Annotated in this window: 18 protein-coding genes; 6 read left to right on the plus strand and 12 right to left on the minus strand. The window is 71.3% G+C overall.

All coding sequences use genetic code 11. From position 1 onward, the window contains the following. Nucleotides 1–83: 83 nt before the first annotated feature. Nucleotides 84–1,049: an EamA family transporter gene (locus tag DFJ67_RS33645; protein WP_116076956.1), complete on the minus strand. Its 966-nt coding sequence runs from the start codon at nt 1,047–1,049 to the stop codon at nt 84–86. Between the two features lie 72 nt (nt 1,050–1,121). Here DFJ67_RS33645 and DFJ67_RS33650 point away from each other — a divergent pair, with 72 nt between their 5' ends. From DFJ67_RS33650 to DFJ67_RS33660, 3 genes are read left to right on the plus strand one after another with little or no spacing between them, the layout of a single operon-like run. Next, nucleotides 1,122–2,027 carry a LysR family transcriptional regulator gene (locus DFJ67_RS33650; RefSeq protein WP_116072463.1) on the plus strand — a complete coding sequence of 302 codons (906 nt, stop codon included), beginning with the start codon at nt 1,122–1,124 and terminating at the stop codon, nt 2,025–2,027. After that, nucleotides 2,024–2,365, plus strand: a complete 342-nt coding sequence (locus DFJ67_RS33655) for an ArsR/SmtB family transcription factor (protein WP_116072465.1) — start codon at nt 2,024–2,026, stop codon at nt 2,363–2,365. Before DFJ67_RS33650 ends, DFJ67_RS33655 begins: the two co-directional genes overlap by 4 nt. A 28-nt stretch (nt 2,366–2,393) precedes the next feature. Then, nucleotides 2,394–3,863, plus strand: a complete 1,470-nt coding sequence (locus DFJ67_RS33660) for an MFS transporter (protein ID WP_116072467.1) — start codon at nt 2,394–2,396, stop codon at nt 3,861–3,863. Nucleotides 3,864–3,901: 38 nt separating this feature from the next. On the opposite strand, the gene DFJ67_RS33665 is transcribed toward DFJ67_RS33660, so the two are convergent. The 9 genes from DFJ67_RS33665 to DFJ67_RS33705 form a co-directional block, all read right to left on the minus strand. Next, complete coding sequence (locus DFJ67_RS33665; protein ID WP_203783391.1) at nt 3,902–4,834, minus strand: hypothetical protein; 933 nt, start codon at nt 4,832–4,834, stop codon at nt 3,902–3,904. A gap of 93 nt (nt 4,835–4,927) precedes the next feature. Beyond that, the gene (locus DFJ67_RS33670; protein ID WP_239097081.1) at nt 4,928–5,752 is read right to left on the minus strand and encodes an alpha/beta fold hydrolase; all 825 of its coding nucleotides are present in this window, start codon (nt 5,750–5,752) and stop codon (nt 4,928–4,930) included. A gap of 29 nt (nt 5,753–5,781) precedes the next feature. Beyond that, nucleotides 5,782–6,951, minus strand: a complete 1,170-nt coding sequence (gene rhaI, locus DFJ67_RS33675) for an L-rhamnose isomerase (protein ID WP_116072471.1) — start codon at nt 6,949–6,951, stop codon at nt 5,782–5,784. A gap of 74 nt (nt 6,952–7,025) precedes the next feature. Beyond that, the gene (gene rhaS / locus DFJ67_RS33680; protein ID WP_116072473.1) at nt 7,026–8,096 is read right to left on the minus strand and encodes a rhamnose ABC transporter substrate-binding protein; all 1,071 of its coding nucleotides are present in this window, start codon (nt 8,094–8,096) and stop codon (nt 7,026–7,028) included. Beyond that, a complete protein-coding gene (locus tag DFJ67_RS33685; protein WP_239097080.1) occupies nt 8,093–9,127 on the minus strand; it encodes an ABC transporter permease in 1,035 nt (344 codons plus the stop codon). The genes rhaS and DFJ67_RS33685 overlap by 4 nt, the downstream gene beginning before the upstream one ends. Then, nucleotides 9,117–10,175 (minus strand): ABC transporter permease, encoded by a 1,059-nt coding sequence (locus DFJ67_RS33690; protein ID WP_116072475.1) that lies wholly within the window; start codon nt 10,173–10,175, stop codon nt 9,117–9,119. The genes DFJ67_RS33685 and DFJ67_RS33690 overlap by 11 nt, the downstream gene beginning before the upstream one ends. Then, the gene (locus DFJ67_RS33695) at nt 10,172–11,653 is read right to left on the minus strand and encodes a sugar ABC transporter ATP-binding protein (RefSeq protein WP_116072477.1); all 1,482 of its coding nucleotides are present in this window, start codon (nt 11,651–11,653) and stop codon (nt 10,172–10,174) included. Before DFJ67_RS33695 ends, DFJ67_RS33690 begins: the two co-directional genes overlap by 4 nt. 220 nt (nt 11,654–11,873) lie before the next feature. Continuing rightward, on the minus strand, nt 11,874–12,548 hold the full coding sequence (locus DFJ67_RS33700) for a hypothetical protein (RefSeq protein ID WP_116072479.1): 675 nt from the start codon (nt 12,546–12,548) through the stop codon (nt 11,874–11,876). A 32-nt stretch (nt 12,549–12,580) separates the two neighbouring features. Next, a complete protein-coding gene (locus DFJ67_RS33705; protein ID WP_116072481.1) occupies nt 12,581–13,105 on the minus strand; it encodes a CGNR zinc finger domain-containing protein in 525 nt (174 codons plus the stop codon). Nucleotides 13,106–13,173: 68 nt separating this feature from the next. Between DFJ67_RS33705 and DFJ67_RS33710 the strand changes: the two genes are divergently transcribed. Next, nucleotides 13,174–14,109 (plus strand): EamA family transporter, encoded by a 936-nt coding sequence (locus DFJ67_RS33710; RefSeq protein WP_116072483.1) that lies wholly within the window; start codon nt 13,174–13,176, stop codon nt 14,107–14,109. Here DFJ67_RS33710 and DFJ67_RS33715 read toward each other — a convergent pair. Then, on the minus strand, nt 14,101–14,523 hold the full coding sequence (locus DFJ67_RS33715) for an Imm1 family immunity protein (RefSeq protein ID WP_170216096.1): 423 nt from the start codon (nt 14,521–14,523) through the stop codon (nt 14,101–14,103). The genes DFJ67_RS33710 and DFJ67_RS33715 overlap by 9 nt on opposite strands. Beyond that, nucleotides 14,495–15,040 (minus strand): hypothetical protein, encoded by a 546-nt coding sequence (locus DFJ67_RS33720; RefSeq protein ID WP_116072487.1) that lies wholly within the window; start codon nt 15,038–15,040, stop codon nt 14,495–14,497. The genes DFJ67_RS33715 and DFJ67_RS33720 overlap by 29 nt, the downstream gene beginning before the upstream one ends. A 143-nt stretch (nt 15,041–15,183) precedes the next feature. Here DFJ67_RS33720 and DFJ67_RS33725 point away from each other — a divergent pair, with 143 nt between their 5' ends. Both DFJ67_RS33725 and DFJ67_RS33730 read left to right on the plus strand, forming a co-directional pair. Continuing rightward, complete coding sequence (locus DFJ67_RS33725) at nt 15,184–15,765, plus strand: copper resistance CopC family protein (protein WP_116072489.1); 582 nt, start codon at nt 15,184–15,186, stop codon at nt 15,763–15,765. Between the two features lie 67 nt (nt 15,766–15,832). Continuing rightward, nucleotides 15,833–16,996, plus strand: coding sequence for an acyltransferase family protein (locus DFJ67_RS33730; protein WP_116072491.1), 1,164 nt, complete (start codon nt 15,833–15,835; stop codon nt 16,994–16,996). Nucleotides 16,997–16,998 lie beyond the last annotated feature (2 nt).

Consider the following 16,998-nt stretch of genomic DNA (forward strand, 5'->3'; position numbering starts at 1 on the left):
TGCCCGGTCAGACCTTGTCCCCGCCGGCCGGCCGCAAGGCCGGCCCGAAGCAGCGCCGCCAGACGGTGCGGCCAGCTCAGCGGTCAAACCTTGTCCCGGGCGGCCGTAATGCCGGCCCGGCCCAGCGCAGCCAGATGGTGCGGCCCACCTTCCGCGGGCGGCGCTGCTTCGTCGGGGTCGGCGAGAGGAAGCTGTGGGCGGGTCCGGTCCAGGCCGGCCAAAACGCCGCCTACCACCAACAGGCCGCCGAGGATGTCGGTCGGGTGGACCGGTTCGTCGAGGAGCAGCGCCGCGCTGGCGATGCCGAACAACGGCACCAGCATGGCGAACGGTGCGACTGTCGAGGCACCGTACCGGCTGATGAGGTGGCCCCATGCGGCGAAGCCGCCGAGGGTGGCGGCGCCGGCGACGAACAGCACCGCGAAGATGGCCGCCGCGTTCACGTCGCGCAACGCGGCCAGGTCTGCCGCCGGGCCGTCGACCAGCAGGGACAGGGCGATCAGCCACGGCGCGGCCAGGGCGCTGACCCAGACCATGAAGCGCAGCGCGTCGGTGCTGCCGGCCTTGCGGGTGGCCACGTTGGACAGGCCCCACGCGGCGGCCGCGGCGATCACCAGGGCGAATGCGCCGCCGGGGAGGTCCGAACCCAGGCCGGCGGCCACGATCACCACGCCGACCGCGGCGACCGCGAGGCCGAGCAGGCGGCGGCGGCCGGGTCGCTCGCGCAGCAGGGGCACGGCCAGCAGCACCGTGAAGATGGCCTGGCTCTGCAGGATCAGCGAGGACAGGCCGGCCGGCATCCCGGCCGCCATCCCGGCGAACAGCAGCGAGAACTTGGCGACGCCGAGGGCCATCGCGACGGCGAACACCCAGCGCCACGGGACACGGGGGCGGCCGACGAAGAAGACCGCCGGCACGGCCGCGAAACTGAATCGCAGGGCGTTGAACATCAGCGGCGGGAAGTGGTCGAGGCCGACCCGGATGACGACGAAGTTGACACCCCAGAGGGCGGTCACCCCGATGGCGAGAGCGATGTCGCGTGGTTTCACGCCGTCATCGTCAGTGCGCCGGACCATGTAGCACCAGCGACAGTTCCTTCACCGTCCAGGTAGCCTCGCTACATGATCGATGTGGGTCGGCTGCGCGCGCTCGACGCGGTGGCCAGCTACGGGACGGTGCTGGCGGCCAGCGCGGCCCTGCACTGCACGCCGAGTGCGGTCTCCCAACAACTCGGCAAGCTCGAACGCGAGACCGGCGCCACACTGGTCGAGAAGGACGGCCGGCGGATCAGGCTGACCGAGGCCGGCCGGGTGCTCGCGACGCACGCGGCCAAGGTGCTGGCCGCCCTCGACGAGGCCGACGCCGCGCTCGCGGCGCAGCGCGACACGGTGACCGGGCGGCTCACGGTGGCCGCGTTCGCCACGGCCTGCCGCGGGCTGATGCCGCACGCGCTGCACCGGCTGGCGGCCGACCACCCCGACCTGCGTACGGGCCTGATCGAAGGCGACCCGCACCACGCGCTCGACATGCTGCAACGCGGCCACGTCGACCTGGCGGTGCTCGACGACTGGCCGGAGGCGGCGCTGACCTGGCCGCCCGGGATCACGGCGACCGAACTCGGCCTCGATGTCGCCGACCTGGTGGTGCCGACCGGCCACCGGCTGGCGGCGACGACCGGCCCGGTCCGCCGCGACCAACTGCGCGGCGAGCGGTGGATCGCCGCCCCGCCGGGTGCGATCTGTTACGAGTGGCTGATGCGGGTGCTACCGGGCGTCGAGCCCGACTTCCTGGTCGGCGAGTTCGAGACGCAACTGACGCTGGTCGCGGCCGGCCTCGGGGTGGCGATGCTGCCCCGGCTGGCCCGCCCGACTCTGCCGGCCGGCGTCGTCACGCTCGCCGTGGCACCCCGGCCGACCCGCCGGGTGACCGTCGCCTGGCGGGCCGCGGCGGCCGCCCGCCCGGCGATCAAGGCGGCGGTCGCGGCGCTGCACGAGTCGTGGGGCGGTACGAGTACAGTCGAACAATGACGGTCCTGTCGCAGCCCAGCCGAGAGCAACTGGATCTCTCCCGCGTCCTGGAAGCGCTGTCGAACCCGATCCGGCAGCGCGTCGTGGCCACCCTCGCGGCCAATCCGGACCACGCCTACAACTGCGGTGAGCTGCTGGCCGACCTGCCGAAGTCGACCGCGACCCACCACTGGCGGATCCTGCGCGAGGGCGGCGTGATCGGGGTGCGCCTCGACGGCCGCAACCGCCGGCCCTGCCTGCGCCGCGACGACCTCGACGCGCGCTTCCCGGGCCTGCTCGACGCGATCCTCGGCGCCGTCGCGACGTCGGCTCCCTCACACGCGGGCGTCATTGCTTAAGGTTCGATAGTACGCGTACGTTCGTACCGTGCTACAGCCTCGCGCCACCACCCGCCTTGTCGTTCCCGTGCTCCTCCTCGGCGTCCTGTCGTACGCGCTGATCCAGTCGTTGATCGCGCCCGTGCTGCCGGTGATCCAGCGCGACCTGCACACCACCCAGAGCACCGTCACCTGGGTGCTGACCGTCAACCTGCTGTCAGCGTCGATCTTCACGCCGATCCTGGGTCGCCTCGGTGACCGCGCCGGCAAGGAGAAGATCCTGCTCGTCACCCTGGTCGCGCTCGCCGTCGGCTCCGCGATCTCGGCCGTCGCGCCCAACATCGGCGTCATGCTCGTCGGCCGCGCCGTGCAGGGCCTCGGCGGCGGTGTGCTGCCGCTGGCCTTCGGCATCGTCCGCGACACGCTGCCGCGCCAACGCGTCGCCGGTGCCGTCGGCCTGATCGCCGCCGTGCTCGGAATCGGCACCGGTCTCGGCGTGGTCCTGGCTGGCCCGATCGTCGACGCACTCAACTACCGCGCCCTGTTCTGGCTACCCATGATCATGGTCCTGCTGGCCGCCGCGGTGACCTGGTTCCGCGTCCCGTCGTCGGGCGTGCGGGCACCGGGCCGGTTCAGCCTGACCGCGTCGGTGCTTCTCGCGGCCTGGCTGGTCGCCCTGCTCGTGCCGCTGACCGAGGCCGCGCAGTGGGGTTGGGGCTCGACCCGCGTGCTGAGCCTGCTGTTGGCCGCCGTGGTGCTCGCCGCCGCCTGGGTCGTCGTCGAGGCGCGGTCGGCGAGCCCGCTGATCGACATGCGGATGATGCGTACCCCCGCGGTCTGGACCACCAACCTGGTCGCGCTGCTCTTCGGCATCAGCCTCTACGGCCTGCTCGGTTTCCTGCCGGCCTTCATGCAGACGCCGTCATCGGCCGGCTACGGCTTCGGCGCCACCGTCACCCGGGCCGGCCTGCTGATCCTGCCGATGAGCGTGGCGATGTTCCTCTCGGGCCTGGCCGGGCCGCGGCTCACGCACCGGTTCGGGGCCAAGACCGTGCTGGTCGGCGGCACGCTGCTGGCGGTCGCGTCGTTCGCGATCCTCACGCTGGCACACGACCGGCAGTGGGAGATCCTGCTCGCGATGGCCGTCCTCGGTCTCGGTTTCGGCGCCGCGTTCGCGACGATGTCCAATGTGGTCGTGGCAGCGGTGCCGGCACACCAGACCGGCGTCGCCAACGGCATGAACGCCAACATCCGCACGATCGGCGGCTCCCTCGGGGCGGCGCTGATGGCCAGCATCGTGGGTGCCCAGGTGCTGCCGAACGGGCTACCGACCGAGAACGGCTACCGCTACGGGTTCGCGGCGCTGGGCCTCGCGTCCGTCGGCGCCGCCCTGGCCGCGCTCCTGGTGCCGCGCAACCACCGGCACGTCGAGCCGGCGGTCGCGATCCGCGACGAGGAGTCCTACGCCGAGGCCGCCGTGGCCGGCGTCCCCGGCCTGGAAGCCAAGGTGGCGAACTAGCGATCGGGGGCGCGACCGGACGGCCGCGCCCCCGAGGCTCAGGCGAAGTAGCGGATGGTGCCGCGCAGGGCGGCGGTGTCGCCCTCGCAGTGCTGCTCGTAGGTCGCGAACAACGCGATCACCGCCCCGGCGGAGTCGAAGGCGATCTCGCGGATGGTGAACTGCCCGGTCAACGTGTTGCAGCCGCGCCCGTTGCCGCTCACCGACAGGCCGGGGTGGCCGGCCTCGTTGAACGGGTATCGCTGGGCGTCGGTGTAGGTGCCGCGCTTGAGCGTCTGACCCGCGGGCGGGGTGAGGTTGACCGTCCAGTCGTCACGCTGGCCCGACACCGAGTAGGCCACACCGCTCGCGTTCCCGGAGAGGGTGAAGACCGACAGGGCGTTGGTGTAGGACTTGGAGATCCCGCCACCGATGTAGTCGCCGCTGTCGCTGACGTATTTGTAGGACAGCGGGTAGGCGGCGAACTTGACCGTGCCCTTCAACGGCGGCGCGCTCGACGATTCGCAGTTCTGGGTGAACCGGGCGTCCAGCAGCGTCACCGTGCCGTCGGCGGCGGTGCCGATCTGGTCGATCCAGAAGCTGCCGTACACCTCGTTGCATCCCCGCCCGGTCCCCGACACGTCGAGGCCAGGCGACCGGCCGGTGCGGAAGGCGGCGCGCTCGGCGTCGAGATAGCGACCGGGCTTGAGCACCTCGCCGTTGGGTGCGGCGAGATCGATCGTCCACCACTCGTCGCCGGCGTCGACCCGCACCGTCACGTAGCCGGCGGTGCCCTGGATCCGGATGTCGGCCGCGGGAGCCTGGTAGTCGCGCGTCTGACCGCCGCCGATGTAGTCGCCGGCCGCGCTGGTGAACGAGTAGGACGTCGTGCTGGTCGGTGCCGCCTGGGCCGGGGCGGCCGCGAACGCCAACACCATTCCACTGACGAGACCGGTGGCCACACCGAGCCTTGCCATCCGTTTGAGCAGCATCAAGAACTCCCCGTTGTGCGATGCGGTAGGGCGCACCGGCCGGTGCGCCGCACGACACCGTATCGACAACCGTCAGAACTTGCTGCCCCGCAATCAATCGTCGAGGAAGCTCAGCACCATCGTGGCGAAGAGCGGCGAGCTGAAGAGGGAGTAGTGGGTCACGCCCGGGACGATGGCCAGGGCGTGGCCACCCTGCGGGCGGCCCTCGCCCATCCAGCCGCCGTCGCGATGGCCGCCGTCGAGGAGTTCGAAGATCCGCATGAACTCGCTCGGCGGCACCTGGTCGGCGTCGGCGCCGGCGACCATCGTCGGGACGGTCAGCGAGCGCACCTTCTCGGTGAAGTCGAACTCGTTGGCCATGAAGGCGCCGACCTTGTCGAGCAGGCGCGGGAAGTCTTCGGGACGCGGCGCGACCTTCTGGTAGAGCTGGTACATCGGCGTGTCCACCATGAACGCGGCCGCGGCGGCGTTGACCTGGCCCTGCTGGGCCCGCAGGTCCGGATAGACCGCCTCGGTCTTCAGGAACGCCGATGCCATCACCATGCGGCGGACCTTGTCGGGGTGGTTGGCCGCGACGTGCATCGCGACGCCGCCGCCGAGCGAGTAGCCCACCACGTCGGGGTGGTCGAGGCCGAGGTGGTCGATCAGCGCGGCGATGTCGGCGGCCATCGCGTCGAGGGTGATCGGCCGGTCGATGTCGGCGGTGCGCCCGTGCCCCTGCAGGTCGACGGCGATCACCTGATGCGCGGCGGCCAGCTGCGGCAGGATCGGCCCGAACATCTCGCCGGAGCCGAGGCCGCCGTGCAGCAGGATCATCGGCCGGCCGGTGCCGTAGGTCTCGTAGTAGAGGTTGATGCCGTTGACGTCGGCATATCCGCCGGTCCCGGTGGTCTCGGCGGTCCAGTCGGTGTTGGTCACCCCGACCATGCTACGTAGTTCGCCCCGATTCAGGCACCCCATCCAGCCGCGCTGCCGCCGACCCGCGCGGACGTCACGCTCTCCAGGTAGCCCGAGCGCTTGAACGCGCCGACCGGATCGGGGTCGAGCCCCATGTCAGCGCGCAGCTCGCGCAGCATCGGCCGGACATCGGTCTGGTAGGCGTCCATCAGCACCTCGTTGGCCTCCAGCACGTCGCCCGCGCGCTGGGCCGCGTCGAGCGCGGCGGCGTCGACCAGCAGGGCCTTCGCGGTGGCCTCCTGGACGTTGAGCACCGAGCGGATCACCGCCTGGATCTTCGGCTCGATGTTGTGACATTGGTCGAGCATGAACGCGATGCCGGCCGCGGGCGCCAAGGCGTCCGCCGAGACGATCTCGCACATGATCCGGAAGAGCTGGAACGGGTCGGCCGCGCCGACCATCAGGTCGTCGTCGGCGTAGAAGCGCGAGTTGAAGTCGAAACCACCCAGCTTCCCGGCCCGCAGCAGGAACGCCACGATGAACTCGATGTTCGTGCCGGGAGCGTGGTGCCCGGTGTCGATCACCACCTGGGCACGATCACCGAGCGACAGGCAGTGTGCGTACGCCGTGCCCCAGTCGGGCACGTCGGTCATGTAGAAGGCCGGCTCGAACAGCTTGTATTCGAGCAGCATCCGCTGCTGGTCACCAAGGCGGTCATATACCGCGGACAACGCGGACGCGAGCCGGTCCTGCCGGGCACGAACGTTGTCCTGGCCCGGATAGTTGGTTCCGTCGGAGAACCACAGCTTCAGGTCACGCGACCCGGTCGCGTCCATGATGTCGACACACTCGACCAGGTGCGCCAGCGCCTTGGCCCGCACGGCCGGCGACGGATGGGTGACCGAGCCCAGCTTGAAGTCGTCGTCCTGGAACACGTTGGCGTTGATCGCACCCAGCGCGACCCCACGCTCCTTCGCGTACGCCGCCAGATCGGCGTAGTCATCGACCTTGTCCCACGGGATGTGCAACGCCACCGTCGGCGCCACGCCGGTGAACCGGTGCACGGTCGCCGCGTCGGCGATCTTCTCGTAGGGATTCCGCGGCACACCCTCCTGCGCGAACACCTTGAACCGGGTCCCCGAATTCCCGAACGCCCACGACGCCGTCTCGATCCGCTGCTCCCGAAGGGCGGCCAGCACCCGTGCCCGGGTTTCGCTCATGGTTGCTCCCAGCGCACCGTCGAGGTGGCGGCGCCGGGAAGGCAGATCCGGCGCACGCCACCCTCCACCAGAACTCAGAAGTTGAACTGGTCGATGTTGGACGAGTCGAACGTGAACGGGTCACCGAGCACGATCTCGCCGTTGGCACCGACCGTGTAGTCACCGAGCTTGCCGGCCTTGAACTTGTCGCCTTCCTTGCCGGTGATCATCCCGGAGGCCAGCGCACCACCGGCGTAAGCGGCCAGGTAGCCCAGGTCGGCCGGGTTCCACAACGCGAACGCCTTGACCGTGCCGTCCTTCACGAACGCGCGCATCTGGTTGGGGGTGCCAAGACCGGTCAACTGCACCTTCCCCTTGTACGAGGACCCGGACAGGTAACGCGCCGCCGCCGCAACACCGACCGTGGTCGGCGAGATGATGCCCTTGAGGTTGGGGTGCTTGGCCAGCAGGCCCTGCGCCTCCTGGAAGGACTTCTCGTCCTTGTCGTCGCCATACACGGTGTCGACCAGCTTCAGCTTCGAATATTCCGGCTTGGCCAGCTCGGTCTTCATCATCTCGATCCAGGCGTTCTGGTTCGTCGCGTTCGCTGTCGCGGACAGGATCGCGATCTCACCGCCGTCGGCGCCGACCGCGTCGGAGATCAGCTTGATCTGCGACTTCGCGATGCCGTCGGCGGTCGCCTGGTTGACGAACACGTCGCGGCACTCCGGCTTGGTGTCCGAGTCGTAGGTGACGATCTTCGCGCCGGCCGACTTGGCCTCCGTCAGCGCGCCGCAGATCGCGTCCTTGTCATTGGCCGACACCACGATCACATCGGTCTGCTGCTGCGAAAGCGTGTTGATGTAGGACACCTGGGCCGACGGACTCGCCTCCGACGGGCCCGTCTGGCTGAACGTGCCCTTGAACTCGCCGACGGCGACCTTGCCGCCCTTGTTGTCGGAGGTGTCGAAGTAGGGGTTGTTGACCTGCTTCGGCAGGAAGGCGACCTTCAGCCCCTCCTTGATGGTGCCCGAGGAGTTGCTGCCGGTGTCGGTGCCCGAACCGGCACCCGCGTCGCTACCGCTGTCGTCGGCGCAAGCGCCCATGGCCAGCGTCAACGCCGCGAGGACGGTTGTCGCGACAAGGCGTACACCTGTGATCCTCATGGTTGGGTCCTTTCCTCAGGGGGTCGTCGGCGCAGCCGCCCGCGTGCCATCCGCACCACGTTGGGCCCGACGACGGAAGCGATGAGCAGCGTTCCGGTGACGATCGTCAACGCGTTGGCCGGGACGTCGGCCAGTTGCAACGCGTTGCGTAAAGTGCCGAGGAGCGCGACCGCGGCGACCACACCGAGCAGGCCGCCTCGGCCACCGAAAATGGACACGCCGCCCAACAACACGGCCGCCACCACCGACAGCTCGAGGCCGTCGGCGTTGTCGGCCCGGGCGGACGCGAACCGGAACGTCCAGAAGACGCCGGCCAACGCGGCGACCACGCCGGTCGCCACGAACAACCAGAATTTGGTACGCATAACCGCGATGCCGGAGTACGCGCTGGCTTCGGCGTTGTTGCCGATCGCGTAGAGCCCGCGGCCGATCGGGGTGGCGTGCAGCAGCACGCCGAACAGCACCGCCAGGGCGGCGACGACGAGCACGAACCAGGGGATGACGGTGCCGGGGATCGGCGCGATCATGTCGCGGGTCCACTCGACCGGGTAGTCGGCGACCGCCTTGTCGCCGAGCACGACGTAGGCGAGTCCTCTGTAGAGGGCCAGCGTGCCGATGGTGACGGCGAGCGAGGGCAGCCCGAAGACGGTGACGAACAGGCCGTTGACCGCGCCGAGGACGGCGCCGAGCACAAGGCTGATCGCGATCAGCGCGGGCAGCGAGGTGAGGCCGGACTGCCACAGCTTGCCCATCACGCTGCACGTCAGGCCGACCGTGCTGGCGACGCTGAGGTCGATCTCGCCGGTGATCACGATCAGCGTCATCGGCAGCGCGATCAGCGCGATCGGGATGGCCTCGAGCACCACGAACCGGTAGAAGCGCGGGTTGCCGACGCCGTCGATGGTGAGGGTGCCGACCACCACGACAAGCACCAGGGCGACCAGCACCAGGAGGTCCCAGGAGCCGAGCAGGCCGCGCGCGGTCGCCCGCGGTGGGCTCACCGGCTCGCGGACGGGCGTCTCAACGGCCACGGTCGCTGCCTCCCCGGAGCCGGCGGGCCATCCGCACGGCGAGCGAGCGGTCCAGGCCGATGGCGGCCAGGATCAGTGCGCCGACCGCGGCGCGCTGCCAGAACGGGTTGATGCCGAGCACCGGGAGGGCGCTGCCGATCGTGGTCAGCAACACCGCGCCGAGCGCGGCGCCGTAGACCGAGCCGCTGCCGCCGAAGATGGCGACGCCGCCGACGACGACCGCGGCGACAACGTTGAGCTCCTGGCCCAGGCCCGCGTTGGCGTCGATCGTGCCGAACCTGGCCGCGTGCAGGACGCCGGCCAGGCCGGCGAGAGCGCCGCTGGTGACGAACGCCCAGAACACCCGCCGGCCGACCGGGATGCCGTAGAGCCGGGCCGCATCCGGGTCGCTGCCGATCGCGTAGAGCTCGCGGCCGCTGCGGTACCAGCGCAGGAACAGGCCGGCGGCGACCAGCACCACGACGGCGAACAGGGCCAGCACCGGGATGCCGAGGATGCTGGCGTTGCCCATCCGCAGGAAGCCGTGTGGCATGTCGGCCGCGTTGATCTGGCGGCCGGTGGCCCAGGTGTAGTCGATGCCGCGGAAGACGTAGAGCGTGCCGAGCGTGACCACCAGCGCGGGCACCCGGGCGGCGGCGATCAGGCCGCCGTTGACCGCGCCGCAGGCGGCGCCCAGGGCCATGCCGACCACGATCGCGACCGGGATCGGCAGGCCCGGTGCGCTTTGCAGCATCGTGCCGGTGGCGAACGCGGCCAGGCCGAGGATCGAGCCGACGGACAGGTCGACGTTGCGGGTGATGATGACGATCGCCTGGCCGACCGCGAGGATCGCCAGGATGGTCGAGCCGAGCAGCAGGTCCTTGACGTTCTGGGCCGACAGGAACCGGGTGTTGGTGGCGAAGGTGACCGCGACCAGCAGCAGCAGCGCGAGCGCGATGCCGAGTTCACGGACGACGAAGACGCGGTGGACGGCTGTGGTCGGTGCGCTCTGCTCGGTCGGTGCGGTCGGCCCTGTTGGCCCGGGCGGCGCGGTCGGCAGCGCGGTCATGAGCCGGCTCCCGTCGCGGCGACCATCACCGACTCCTCGTCGGCGCCGGCCCGCGGGATGTCGGCGACCAGCCGGCCTTCGCGCATGACCAGCACCCGGTCGGCCATACCCAGGACCTCCGGCAGCTCGCTGGAGACCATCAACACCGCCACTCCGTCGGCCGCCAACTCGGAGAGCAGGCGGTGCACCTCTGCCTTCGTGCCCACGTCGATCCCGCGGGTCGGCTCGTCGACGATCAGCACCCGGGGCCGGGTCGACAGCCATTTCGCGAGCACGACCTTCTGCTGGTTGCCGCCCGAGAGCGTGCTCACCGGGTCGGTCGGGCGGCCGGCCTTGACCTGGAGCTTCTCGGTCCAGGTGGCCGACGCCCGGCGCTCGGCGCCGCCGAAGAGCAGCCCTATTCGGGACAGCGCCCAGCGCCGCGGCAGCGTGGTGTTGCGCTCGACCGACAGCTCCATCACCAGGCCCTGTTGGCGCCGGTCCTCCGGCACCAGCGCGAGGCCGGCGGCGATCGCGGCCGGGGTGTCGCCGGGCGGCAGCGGCTTGTCGTCGACCCGCACCTGGCCCGCGTCGGGGCGGTCGACGCCGAAGACCGCGCGGACCACCTCGCTGCGGCCGGCGCCGACCAGGCCGGCCAGCGCGACGATCTCGCCGGACCGCACCTGGAAGCTGACGTCGTCGAAGAAGCCGTGCCTTGTCAGCCCGCGCACGTCGAGCCGCACGTCGCCGGCCGTGCTGTCGAGCTTGGGGAACAGGGTCGAGACGTCGCGGCCGACCATCTTGCGGACCACGGCGTCGACGGTGAGCTCCGCGGCCGGCGCGGTGTCGACCTTGCGGCCGTCGCGCATCACCGTGATCCGCTGGCACAGGTCGAACACCTCGTCGAAGCGGTGCGAGATGAACAGCACCGCGGCACCGGCGTCGCGCAGCGACCGCGCGACCGCGAACAGCCGCTCGACCTCCACGCCGGACAGTGCGGCGGTCGGCTCGTCCATCACCAGCACCCGGGCGTTGGTGGACAGCGCCTTGGCGATCTCCACGAGCTGCTGGTCGGCGATGGACAGCCCGCGGGCCGGGCGGTCGGGGTCGAGCCGCACGCCGAGGCGGGCGAACAGCTCGGCGGACCGCTCGCGCATCGCCGCGGTGTCGATCCGGCGCAGGCTCCGGCGGGGCTGGCGGCCCATGAAGATGTTCTCCGCGACCGAGAGGTCGGGGAAGAGGGTGGGCTCCTGGTAGATCACCGCGATGCCGGCCGCCCGGGCGTCGGCCGGGCCGGCGAACGTGACCGGCGCGCCGTCGAGCAGGATCGTGCCGGTGTCGGGTGGGTGCACGCCCGCGAGGATCTTGACCAGAGTGGACTTGCCGGCGCCGTTCTCGCCGACCAGGGCGTGCGCCTCGCCGGCGACCAGCTCCAGGTCGACGTCGCGGAGCGCCGCGACGGCGCCGAACGACTTGCTCACCCGCTGCAGCGACAGCATCGCACCTCCCGGTCGTGAAACGTTTCACCGACGCCGTGCTGAAGACACTAGGGATGTCGATCCATCACCGTCAAGGGTTTGTCAGGCCCTGTCCTGTCGATCATCGTGAGCCGAACCGGGGTCGCAGCACGTGGCCCGGGATTGCCGGCATGCCGGGTGTTGTACGCCGCCAGGCGGCGGCTGGGCCCGGCGCTGGCCGCGATGATCGGCAGGACACGGCCTACCCGCCGGTGTGGCCCTCTTCCTCGCCGTCGGCGGTGAAGGCGCCACTGCCCTGCTCGGTCTCGAGGTAGACGTGCTGGTGACCGAAGCCGGCGTCCACATTGATCTGGTCGAGTTGGGCGGCGGCGACCGACCAGGCGGTCGCGGCGGCGGTGCGGGCCCGGCCGGCGATCGCGGTCAACGCGGCGCGTCCCTCGGGTGGCGCGGCAACGGCCTGGGCGTAGATGTCGACCGCCACCTGGAAGTCGGCGACCGCGCCGCGGAACCCACCCCGGGCCACGTTGGTCGCGGTCGTGCCGGACGGGCTGTCGGCGTGCGCGGTGACCAGGCCCTTGACCGTCTCCTGCCAGCTCTTGACGGTCGCCGCGTCGACCGGCTTCGTGCCGTCGACCGCGGTGTCGAACGCGTTGAGCAGGGTGGTCAGCGTCTCCTGCGACCGGCGGGCGACCGCGGTGAGGTCGCGGATCTGGTCGACGTCGCGCTTGGCCTCCTGCGCCTTGATGTCGTCGATCGCGCGGGTGGTCGCGTCGGGACGGCCGACGAAATAGCCGACGAGGCCCGCGACCAGCGCCGCGATCACCAGGCCGGCGATGGTGGCCGCGAGCGGGACGCGGCGGGCGCGCGCCTGCTCGGCCTGGCGGACGTAGGACGGCTTACCGGTCTTCCGCGACATCGATGGACGGTATTACGTGGACGTCGGTCGGATCAAGGGCGGCCGGCGCGCCGCGCCCGGTAGGCGCTCGCCGCGGCCCGGTTGCCGCAGCCGCCGTCGCAGAAGCGCTTCGAACGGTTCTTGGACAGGTCGACGAGCACGTCGGCGCAGTCGGGGTGGGCGCAGGTGCGCAACCGGTCCAGCGCGCCCGTGCGGACCACGTCGACCAGGGCCATCCCGGCCTCGACGGTCAACCGCACGGCGACCGGCACCTCCGGCGGCACCGCGTGCAGGTGGTAGCCCCAGCCGTCGTGCCGGACGAGTTGCGGCAGCGGACGGCTTTCGCGCAGCAGGTCGTTGACGCTCTCGACCAGTTCGTCTTCGCCGACCTCCCAGAACCGGCGGAACCGCGGTCGCAGCGCGCGGACCGCGTCGAGTTCGGCCTGGGTGTGGGTGCGGGACCCGCTGATCTGATGCTCGCCGAGAAACGCGTCGAGGGCGGCCAGGTCGCGCAGCGGCGTGTTGACCAGCGCCGCCAGCGTCGTCAACGCCGCTTCCGTGTCATGAGCGAAAACCATCTTGCCCCTTGCAGTCCGGCCCCCTACCGTCATCAGTGTAAGCCGCCTTTGGTGATGACAGGGGATCCATGCCACCGACCCGCTCGCTCGGCCTGCTGTTCGCGCTCCTCTCCGCGCTCACGTTCAGCACCTCGGGCCCGCTCGCGCACGCCCTGCTCGACGCCGGCTGGTCGGCACCGGCAGCGGTCGCCATCCGGGTCGGCACCGCGGCGGCGGTGCTCGCCGTCCCGGCGGCGATCGCGTTGCGCGGCCGCTGGGCCGCGGTGCGGCGCGGCCTGACCGGTTTGGTCCTGTTCGGCGTGCTCGGCGTCGGCATCGCGCAGGTCGCCTTCTTCAACGCGATCCGCTACCTGCCGGTCGGCGTCGCGCTGCTGCTCGAATACCTCGGCGTGGTGCTCGTCGTGTTCTGGATGTGGGCGGTGCACGGCCAGCGGCCGCGCGCCCTGACCGCCGCCGGTGCGGTCACCGCGGTGGTCGGCCTGGCCCTGGTGCTCGACCTGAGCGGGGGTGCCCGGCTCTCCCTCGTCGGCGTGCTGTGGGGCCTGCTCGCCGGCGTCGGGCTGGCGGCCTACTTCGTGCTCGGCGCCCGCGACTCCGACGGCGAAGGAGTGCCTCCGCTGGCCCTCGCGACGGCCGGCCTGGGGATCGGCGCGGTGCTGCTGGTGCTGCTCGGCGCGGTCGGCCTGCTGCCCATGCACGCCGCGTTCGGCACGGTCAGCCTGGGCGGCCAACGGGTGAGCTGGCTGGTCCCGGTGGCCGGGCTGTCGCTGGTCGCCGCCGTCGTGCCCTACGTGGCCGGCATCGTGGCCGCCCGCGCACTCGGCGCCCGGCTCTCCTCGTTCGTCGGCCTGACCGAGGTGCTGTTCGCCGTCCTGATCGCCTGGCTGGTGCTCGACGAGTTGCCCACGCCCGTGCAGATCGCCGGCGGAGCGCTGATCATCGCCGGCGTCGTGCTGGTCCGGCTCGACGAGCGCAAGCCGGCCGAGGTGCTGGTCTCAGCCTGACGCCCAGTGCAGCGTCGGGTCGGGCCGGCCGTCCTTCGCGAACGACCGCACCGCACGCAGCGCGGTGTCGAGGTCGACGATGTCGCGGCGGGCCACCCGGCGGGGCTGGCCGGCCGCGACGACGACCTCGTCGCCCGGTGCGGCGTCGACCGACCGCAGCACGATCCGGTCGTCGTCCACGTCGGAGCCGAGTTGCACGAGATAGCGCCCGTTGCCGCCCTCGACGGCCAGATACTGATCGTCGTGGCCGGTCAGCACGACCTCGGTGCGGGTCTCCTGGTCGAGTGCCCGGACCGCCGCCTCGATCTGGTCCGACGTCGGGTCGTCATGCCACCGGCGCTCGGCCCGGCCGTCGCGCCAGCGGTCGCGTTCGAGCCGCACGGGGTCAGCCGCGAGGACTGGTGAGCTCGTCATACAACTGGTCATAGAGGGCCGGGTCGGTGGTCAGCCGGCCGTCGGCACCGACCGCGAAGGCGGCGCGGCGGAAGCAGTCGACGAACAGCGCCACCATCGCGCCGAGGTCGGGAAACTCGACGCGGGTCGGCTCGCCGGCACGGATAGCGACCACCCGGGGCTCGTCGGAGCCCGACCAGGACGCGGCGAACAGGTCGCCTGCTTCCGAGGCCAGCAGCGGGAGCCAGGCGTCGCCGAGCGCCGGATCGTCGTCGTATTCGGGACGCAGGCCGACCGCTTCGGCGAGCGCCAGCGGCGCGTACCCAGGAATGATCTCGATGTCCTGATGGTCCTGGCCCGCGACCCGGATGACGCCGTCGTGCCAGCCGAACCACTCGGCGACGCGGGCCGGCACCGGGCCGTGCCGGCTGGTCGCGTCCGGCGGCAGGCCGGGCACCAGCAGGTCGACGACCGGGCGGCCGAGCACCCGCAGCCACCACTCCAGGTCGTCGAGGCGTTCGGTCAGCGACTCATCCACACGATCACCAGCGCCGCCGGGCTCGCGGATGTCACACCTGTCGCCGCGCGGGCCGGGAAAGTTCCCGCAATCTTCTGACAGTCGTCGGTCCGCACACCGGTTGCCGCCAGCGGTTAGCGTGTCCGGAACACCCGGGAGGATCGATGCGCCGTTATGCCGCCGCCATGGCCGCACTGCTGGTCGGGCTGGTCGTGGTCGTCGCACCGGCCACGCCCGCGTCCGCACACACCAAGCTGTCCAAGGCGGTGCCGGCCGCGAAGGCGACCGTGACGAAGCCGCTCGAGACGGTGACGCTGACCTTCAGCGGGCTGATCAAGCAGGCCGGCACGAAGGTCGTCGTGACCGGCGCCGACGGCAGCGCCTACCAGGTCGACGGTGCGAAGGCGCTCGACAAGACGATCACCCAGCCGGTGTCGCCGCTCGGGGTCGGTGTCATCACGGTCGCCTGGCAGACGGTGTCCGGCGACGGGCACAAGATCTCGGGCAGTTACACGTTCACCAACAAGTACGCGCCGCCGGCCCCGTCTCCATCCCCGTCGCCGTCGGCCGCGTCGCCCTCGCCGGTCTCCGCTGCGGCCAGCCCCACGGCCGTCACAGTCCCGGTTGCCGCCATCGACGAGGGTGGGATGTCGCCGGTCGGGCTCGCCGCGGCCGGCGCGGGTGCCGTCGTCGTGTTGGCCATCCTGGTGCTGGTGCTGCTGCGACGGCGCCGGCCACGTTCGTGAGCCGTTTTCCACAAACCGGGCGCGTGGGCATGCGATAGCCGGAACCCCCGGCTAGGGTCGCTTTTCTATGCCCGACTCCCCCAGGGCGTCCGCCCCCCGGCTGCCCTCCCTCACCGGTCTGCGCTTCGCCGCCGCGCTCCTCGTGTTCGGCGTGCACGCCTACTCGTTCATCCCGGTCGGCGGAGCCGCCCACCAGCTCGGGCACCTGCTGCTCGACCCCGGCGACCTCGGCGTCTCGTTCTTCTTCGTGCTCTCCGGTTTCGTGCTCACCTGGGCGGCGCGCGGCCCCGGCCCCGCACCCGGTCGCGGGCTGGGCCGGTTCTGGGCGGGTCGGGTGCTGCGGATCTACCCGGCCTACGTGGTCGCGCTGGGTCTCGCGGTGGCGTCGAAATACATCGGCGACCTCGTCGACCCGGTGGGCAACCGGGTCAACCAGGTCAACGGGCACAACCTGAGCACGAGCCTGTTCCTCGTACAAGCCTGGTTTCCGGACGATGTCACCTATCTCGGCATCAACCCGGTAGCCTGGTCGCTTTCCTGCGAGATCGCCTTCTACGCCGCGTTCCCGCTGCTCTACCTGCTGCTGCGCCGCCTGGCCGGCCGGGCACTGGCGATCTCGGCCGTGGCCCTGGTCGCGCTCGGGCTGCTGATGCCGGCGTTCGCGCACGCGTTCGTCGACCCGGCCTACCAGCGCTGGTTCGTCTACATCCTGCCGGCGACCCGGGCGATCGAGTTCGCGCTCGGCATCGTGCTGGCGCTGCTGGTCCGCTCCGGCGCCTGGCGTGGCCCCGGCCTGCCGGTCGCGTCGGCGCTGTTCGCCGCCAACTACCTGATCGTCAACCTGCTGCCGCATCAGGTACGCGACACGTCAGCCGTGCTGGCCACGACCGCACTGCTGATCCCCGCCGCGGCCACCGCCGACCTTGCTGGCGCACGGTCGGTGTGGCGACACCCGGTGCTGATCCGGCTGGGCGACGCCTCGTACGCCTTCTTCCTCGTGCATCTCACGATCCTCACCACCGGCATGATCATCCTGGGCCGGTCACACGACTACCCGGCCTGGCAGGCGGTCCCGCTGGCCCTGGCCTTCCTGGTGCTTTCCTACGCGGTCGCGTTCCCCCTGCACCGATATGTCGAACTGCCCGCGATGCGCCTGCTGCGCCGCCGCCAGCCGCGCCGGGCGATCCCCGCCCAGCGCGCTCCCCAGCCGTCGGAGGTCGGCGTAGGCTGAGG

The organism is Asanoa ferruginea (assembly GCF_003387075.1).
Taxonomy (GTDB): Bacteria; Actinomycetota; Actinomycetes; order Mycobacteriales; family Micromonosporaceae; genus Asanoa; species Asanoa ferruginea.